Below are 6328 nucleotides of genomic sequence, written 5' to 3' on the forward strand. Positions count from 1 at the left end.
AGCAGTGGGGTTTCTCCATATCAGGGGAAACCCCCTTCCTACAGGAGTTGATAAGCATGAGCAAAGAAGCAATCGTATTCAAGCAGGTGTCCAAAACTTTCCCAAAGGCAGCGAAGCCTTCTGTAAATGAGACAAGCCTCGTTATTCCGCAAGGCTCCTTTGTCACGATACTAGGTGCATCGGGCTGCGGAAAAACGACTTTGCTGAAAATGGTCAACCGCATTATTGAGCCAACCGCAGGCACCATCTCGGTATTCGGCAGCGATATTAGGAGCTTGCCCGTAACGGAGCTGCGGCAAAGCATCGGTTATGTGATCCAGCAGGTAGGGCTATTCCCGCATCTGACGATTGAGCAGAATATTGCGACCGTCCCTAACATATTAGGCTGGGAGCGCCAGAGGACTGCTGAGCGAATCGACTATCTAATGGAGCTCGTGCATCTGCCTGAAAATTATAAAAAGCGGTATCCGCGCCAGCTCTCCGGCGGTCAGCAGCAGCGTGTCGGCATTGCAAGGGCGATGGCAGGCGATCCAGCCATACTGCTAATGGATGAGCCGTTTGGTGCGATTGATGCGATTACGCGGACGAAGCTACAGGATGATTTTAAACAAATTCAACGCGATCTTGGTAAAACGGTGCTGTTTGTGACACATGACGTGGACGAGGCGATGAAGCTTGGAGATCGTATGATTGTTATGAATGAAGGTACGATTCAGCAGTATGATACCCCGCTTGCAATCATGTCTAATCCTAGCAATTCATTCGTGTCGCGCTTGATTCAATCCGACAATTTATTTCAGCAGCTGCATCTTATGCGAGCGGAGGAGCGGATGATCGAGCTTGCGGATCGTGTTGTAGGCGACGAAATCCCCCGCGTTCAACGGAATGAGAGCTTAAAAACGGTGCTTCAAATTCTTCTGCAGCAAAATGTGCCGTATGTGGCTGTGGAAAACAGCGAGCATGAGCTGGTAGGCCGGATCACGCTTGAGCAGTTAAAGCTGCAGAATGGCAGGTGACGCTAGATGCTGGACTATTTTAGCCGCCATTATGATGATTTGTTGACCTCATTGCTTGAGCATATTTATCTCACTTTTATTTCTCTGCTCATCGCGCTGCTGATCGCGCTTCCGCTTGGCTATTGGCTCGCAAGGCATCGTCGGATTTCCGTTCCTGTATTGTCCGTACTAGGCATTATTTATGCTATTCCAAGCCTTGGCATGTTCGCTTTGCTCATTCCGCTCGTTGGGCTAGGAAGCAAGCCGGCTATTATCGCATTAGTCGTGTATAGTCAGCTCATCCTGGTGCGGAACGTCATTTCAGGTTTTCAATCCATCGAGCCGTCTATTATCGAGGCAGCCAAAGGCATGGGGTTTGGCGCTTGGAGGATGTTCATCAAGATCGAGCTGCCGCTTGCGCTGCCGGTTATTATTGGCGGAGTCCGCATCGCTTCGGTATCCGTTATTGGCATAGCAACGATTGCGGCTTGGATCAATGCCGGCGGATTAGGCGGTATTTTATTCGAAGGCTTATATCAAAATTCTGTTCCGAAAATGGTATGGGGGACGCTGCTCGTTTCGCTGCTGGCTCTATCCACGAATACATTTCTGCTTAGGCTCGAAAAAACAACAATGCGAAGAGCACGCGGAGAACAGCGGGTGTGATATACTGTATCTCATACGTGCAACTATTATTGCTTATATTTCGAGGTGTAAACATGAATGGGACTCAAACATTAGGACGTGCTATCGATATATTGTTTGTACTAGCTGAGTCGGGTGCTACTCTTACAGTCAGCGAGATTGCTGAGAAGGTGGGTATCCCGGACAGCACGGCATATCGTTTTATTCAAACGCTTATAAAGAACGGCTTCGTTGAGCGCAAGGGCAGAGGACAAATTGGGTTAGGACTGCGAATATTCGATTTGGCTAGAAGCTTATCGCAGCAAATTGAGAAAGAGCTTCTTACGATAGCTAGGCCGGTGATGGAGGAGCTTACCGCTCTCACGAACGAAACGACGGTGCTATTCGTGCGTTCAGGCTCCAAAGCGATTTGCATTGAAAATGTGACGAGCAAAAGGCTGATCAGGCTCTCTATCGAAAATGGCCGAGTATTGCCGCTTAACTCCGGCGCATCTGGAAAAACGCTGCTCGCTTTTGAAAATGACAAAATCATTGAAGAGATGTGCAAGCATTTTGCGGAAGATGACAGCAAGCCTACGCTGCTGCAGGAGCTGCAGAGCATAAGGAAAGCAGGCTATAGCTTTACTTTAGGAGAGGTCGATACGGATGCTTTTGCGATTGCGGCTCCGATATTTGATCCACAGCAGCGCATCGTAGCAAGCTTATCGGCAGCGGGACCTATACATAGGCTCAACGAGAAGGAGATTCCGATTGTGATTCAGAACGTAAAAGCGGCTGCATCACAAATATCGTGCAAGCTAGGCGGATTAGCGTAATCATTTTCCAATAGGACGTTTTAAAAGAGCAGCGGAGCGCAATAGGCGATCCGTTTTTTTGTTGTTAAACAATTTGGAATAAAAATAAAAAGATGGGGATAGTAAGGTGGTGCTTTTAAAAATGAAAAGGATGGTGTATTTTGTATGCAACAAAATGAGAAAACGGCATCAGGTGCAAAAAGAAATACGATCGTGGGGCTTGCAGCAAGATACATAGGCGCTGTATTGCTAGCCGTGACATTGATGTTCAGCATGCCTCAAACTGGGCATGCAATTGGCAAAAATGCGAAGGGACCGGATGTTTACGTCATCCAAGGCATGCTGAAATCACTAGGCAGTTATTCTGGCCCCATCGATGGCTATTATGGCGCATCTACTGTACGCGGCGTAAAATATTTTCAGAAAAAGCATGGGCTGAAGGCGACTGGCTCTGTGGATGTTAAAACACTAAAATCAATCACTTACTCATATTCAGAATTGAAGGCTTCGATGAAGGCTCGCAGTAAAGCGAAGTCGAACATGAAAGCAAGATCAATTGGCAATGGAGCAGGAGCTGGTGGCGGAGCTGGTGGTGGCGCAGGCGGCGGAGCTGGTGGTGGCGCAGGCGGCGGAGCTGGTGGTGGCGCAGGCGGCGGAGCTGGTGGTGGCGCAGGCGGCGGAGCTGGTGGTGGCGCAGGCGGTGGAGCTGGCGGTGGCGCAGGCGGCGGAGCTGGTGGCGGCACAGGCGGCGGAGCTGGTGGTGGTGCAGGTGGCGGCGTAGGCGGCGGCGCAGGTGGCGGTGCAGGCGGCGGCGTAGGCGAGAACCAAGGCAAAGGCGGCGGAATTGGCGGCGGAGCAGGCGAGAACCAAGGCAAAGGCGGCGGGCTTGGCGGCGACGCAGGCGAAAACCAAGGCAAAGGCGGCGGAATTGGCGGCGGCGCAGGCGAGAACCAAGGCAAAGGCGGCGGGTTTGGCGGCGGCGCAGGCGAGAATCAAGGCAAAGGCGGCGGGTTTGGCGGCGGTGCAGGCGAGAACCAAGGCAAAGGCGGCGGGTTTGGCGGCGGAGCAGGCGAGAACCAAGGCAAAGGCGGCGGGTTTGGCGGCGGTGCAGGCGAGAACCAAGGCAAAGGCGGCAACATGGGTGGAGGCCATGGCGGGAATCACAACCATGGCGGCAATGGCAGTCTAGGCGGCGGTAACAACCAAGCTCCTGGAGGTGGACAATCGGGCAACCAAAGAAAAGGCGGCAGTCAATCCGAGAACCAAGCGCCTAACAGCAGTCAGCAATAAGCGAATAACACATTGGATGTATAGACGAAGAGGACCGCTAAGAAAGAGGTCCTTTTTGTTTTGCCGCTTTCGTTAATTTGGCTGACCGTTGCTCAAAATGCAATGTAGCACAAAGAGCAGAGCATAGAGCAGAGCATAGAGCAGAGCATAGAGCAGAACATAGAGCGTGGCTTACGTTGCACAAAGTACAACAGAAACCTGACATGACACCTCTAATCAGCAGCTACGTTGCACAAAGTACAGCAGAAATAGCCTCAAAGCGGAATATAGGGTGGTGTTCGGTGATTCTGCTGCACTAAATACAACGTAGCTCCGAGCGTGTGGCTTTTTAGCGATTGTCACATTAGAGTGTTCCATATGTTGGGTTTATTGGACTTTTGGTGGAAAATGTTATATGATTCTATCGACTAAATTGATAGAGTAATAGCTTTACTCTAATAGGGAGAGGGATGTATTGAAGTTACGGGGAAAAACGACGATGCTTATTGGAGTCCTGATGCTGTTCATGATCGGAACGTCTTTGCAAGCGTTTGCTTATGATGCGCAATTGAAACTATATCGCGATGTGCCGGAGAAGGATTGGGCAGCGGAATCGATTTACCGGTTAGTCGCTCTTGGTGTCGTATCCGGTTATGAGGACGGTACTTACCGGCCTAATGCAGAGCTAACGAGAGAGGCATTCGTTAAGCTGCTGGTAGAATCGGTTAATCCGGTAATAGAGAATGAGAAGACTGTGCTACTTTCGGATGTGGCGAAGGAGCGTTGGTCGTACGGATCGATTAAGCTTGCTTATGACGCGGGATGGCTGGACTTGCTTGTCAAAGACGGCAAATTTAATCCAAGTCAAAGCATCAAGCGGGAGGAAGTAGCGGCATTAACCGCCTTCGCGCTGCTGCAGGGCAAAACCGCAGAGGAGAAAAAGCAATGGCTCGAAGTAGACTGGCTTCCGGCACGCGAGCAAGCTGCCTTTGGCGATGTGGGGCAAATTGACCAAAAGCTCGCTCCTTATGTGCTGAGAACATACTCCGACGCTATTATGAAAGGCGACGATAAAGGCTTATTCCTTCCGAAAAAGTCGTTAACGCGCCGCGAGGCAGCGTCGATTATCGATCGGATGACCGGCTTTCAGACTGCCAGCCATCAGCTTGACGTATCCGCCTTTTATGCGACATCTGGACCATACAAGAAGCATGAGCGTTTCGCTTCCGCGGATGAAATCATCTTCGACTGGGCGAAGCTGGACTATCAAGGCGCAGGCAAGGCATCGGTAGCCCTAACTCCGCCAGCCGATTGGGAGCAGGCCATTACTGCGGCAGAGAACAGTAAGTCTACAAAAACACTAATGATTTTTGCAAATACAACGTTTCAAAAGCTTGGCGATTTTGTAATGGATGCTGAAGCTCGCCAAGCGTTTGCTGTTTCAGTCGGGGAGGCCATCGCCAATTCTTCGTACGGATTTGAGCGAGTTGCTATCGACTTTGAGGGCCTTGTTCCAGCTGCCTATAAAGAGCCGCTTAATGAGCTGCTTCGCGCAATCAAGGCCGAGCTTGGAGATGCTGAGCTAACGGTTGTCGTGCCGCCTTCCTATTATTATGCTGGCTATGACTACAAGCAGATCGGCGAGCTTGCCGATCAAGTCGTCCTGATGGCTTATGAATTTACGCATGAACAAAGCGGACTGCCGTCTGCTCCGCTTACGCTGGTAGGCGACGCTGCGCGGGATGCGCTTAAGTATATTCCGGCGGATAAGCTGATGCTTGGCATATCGAAGCAGGCAAACCAATGGACCACGGGCACGGATGGCAAAGTAGAATTTTTTCGATCGCCGGCCATTACCGCAGTTGAAAGCCGGATCGCGGCACCGGACACAACATCGGTCATGCAACTGCCATACTTTTTGAACAAGGTGACTTTTACAGATACAAGAGGGTCGCACCTGATGTGGTACGAGAACGTACAGAGCATTAGGGCAAAAATGCGTTTAGCGAAGGAGCTAGGACTGCGCGGGGTTGCCCTGTGGCAGATCAACCAGCTGACGGATGAAGATTGGGCGATGATTTCTACGTTTAACAAATAGAATAAGGCTGTCCCAAAAGTAGTAAGCTCGCTGGAGAGATAGCTGGCTTTGAATGGAATGTTGGAAGACATGGAAAAATAGCGGTACAGGGGGCTATTCCTGTACCGCTATTTTTCTATTCAGGTCTAAGGTTGCTTGCTTCATGAGAATGTGGGCAAGTGAAAGTCTCCCGAAGCCACGAAGCAGGAAGCAGGAAGCAGGAAGCGGCGGAATCCCCGGAATCCCCGGAATCCCCGGTTCTTCTGAAGTCTCGGGTTCAATCTTTCATGGGGCTGAGCCCTCTTGAGTCAGCATGAACGGGAAAAACTCCTGTTATTTCAAGTGTTTTTTGGCAAAAAACAGGTTTAGATGGATTTTCTCCCGTTAATTTCACGCTTTTGACCCTATTTCGGTGAAAGTGCTCCTTTTAACCTGAATTACGAAAGTACCATCACATAAAAATATAAAAAAGTGCCCCGATCTTTGGTAGAATGGTGTTTGCGAAGACAACATCACCCAAAGAGAGGAGCAACCATAAGATGAAGTCT

General features: G+C 50.3%; 5 protein-coding genes. All 5 read left to right on the forward strand.

Annotation, left to right across the window (positions count from 1 at the left end):
- Nucleotides 1-56: 56 nt before the first annotated feature.
- Entirely contained in the window at nt 57-1016 is a 960-nt protein-coding gene (locus AC1TPC_RS09490; protein WP_482066613.1) for an ABC transporter ATP-binding protein, read from the forward strand.
- A gap of 6 nt (nt 1017-1022) precedes the next feature.
- Complete coding sequence (locus AC1TPC_RS09495; RefSeq protein WP_482066614.1) at nt 1023-1661, forward strand: ABC transporter permease; 639 nt, start codon at nt 1023-1025, stop codon at nt 1659-1661.
- 53 nt (nt 1662-1714) lie between these two features.
- A complete protein-coding gene (locus AC1TPC_RS09500) occupies nt 1715-2455 on the forward strand; it encodes an IclR family transcriptional regulator (protein ID WP_482066615.1) in 741 nt (246 codons plus the stop codon).
- A 144-nt stretch (nt 2456-2599) separates the two neighbouring features.
- Entirely contained in the window at nt 2600-3724 is a 1125-nt protein-coding gene (locus AC1TPC_RS09505; RefSeq protein WP_482066616.1) for a peptidoglycan-binding domain-containing protein, read from the forward strand.
- 454 nt (nt 3725-4178) lie between these two features.
- Complete coding sequence (locus tag AC1TPC_RS09510) at nt 4179-5801, forward strand: S-layer homology domain-containing protein (RefSeq protein ID WP_482066617.1); 1623 nt, start codon at nt 4179-4181, stop codon at nt 5799-5801.
- Nucleotides 5802-6328 lie beyond the last annotated feature (527 nt).

Source organism: Paenibacillus sp. Y280 (genome assembly GCF_056786335.1).

What these genes read in the sequence shown, in the direction of transcription:
- AC1TPC_RS09495 (WP_482066614.1), top strand. Translation starts at nt 1,023, where the DNA reads ATGCTGGACTATTTTAGCCGCCATTATGATGATTTGTTGACCTCATTG.
- AC1TPC_RS09505 (WP_482066616.1), top strand. Translation starts at nt 2,600, where the DNA reads ATGCAACAAAATGAGAAAACGGCATCAGGTGCAAAAAGAAATACGATC.
- AC1TPC_RS09490 (WP_482066613.1), top strand. Translation starts at nt 57, where the DNA reads ATGAGCAAAGAAGCAATCGTATTCAAGCAGGTGTCCAAAACTTTCCCA.
- AC1TPC_RS09500 (WP_482066615.1), top strand. Translation starts at nt 1,715, where the DNA reads ATGAATGGGACTCAAACATTAGGACGTGCTATCGATATATTGTTTGTA.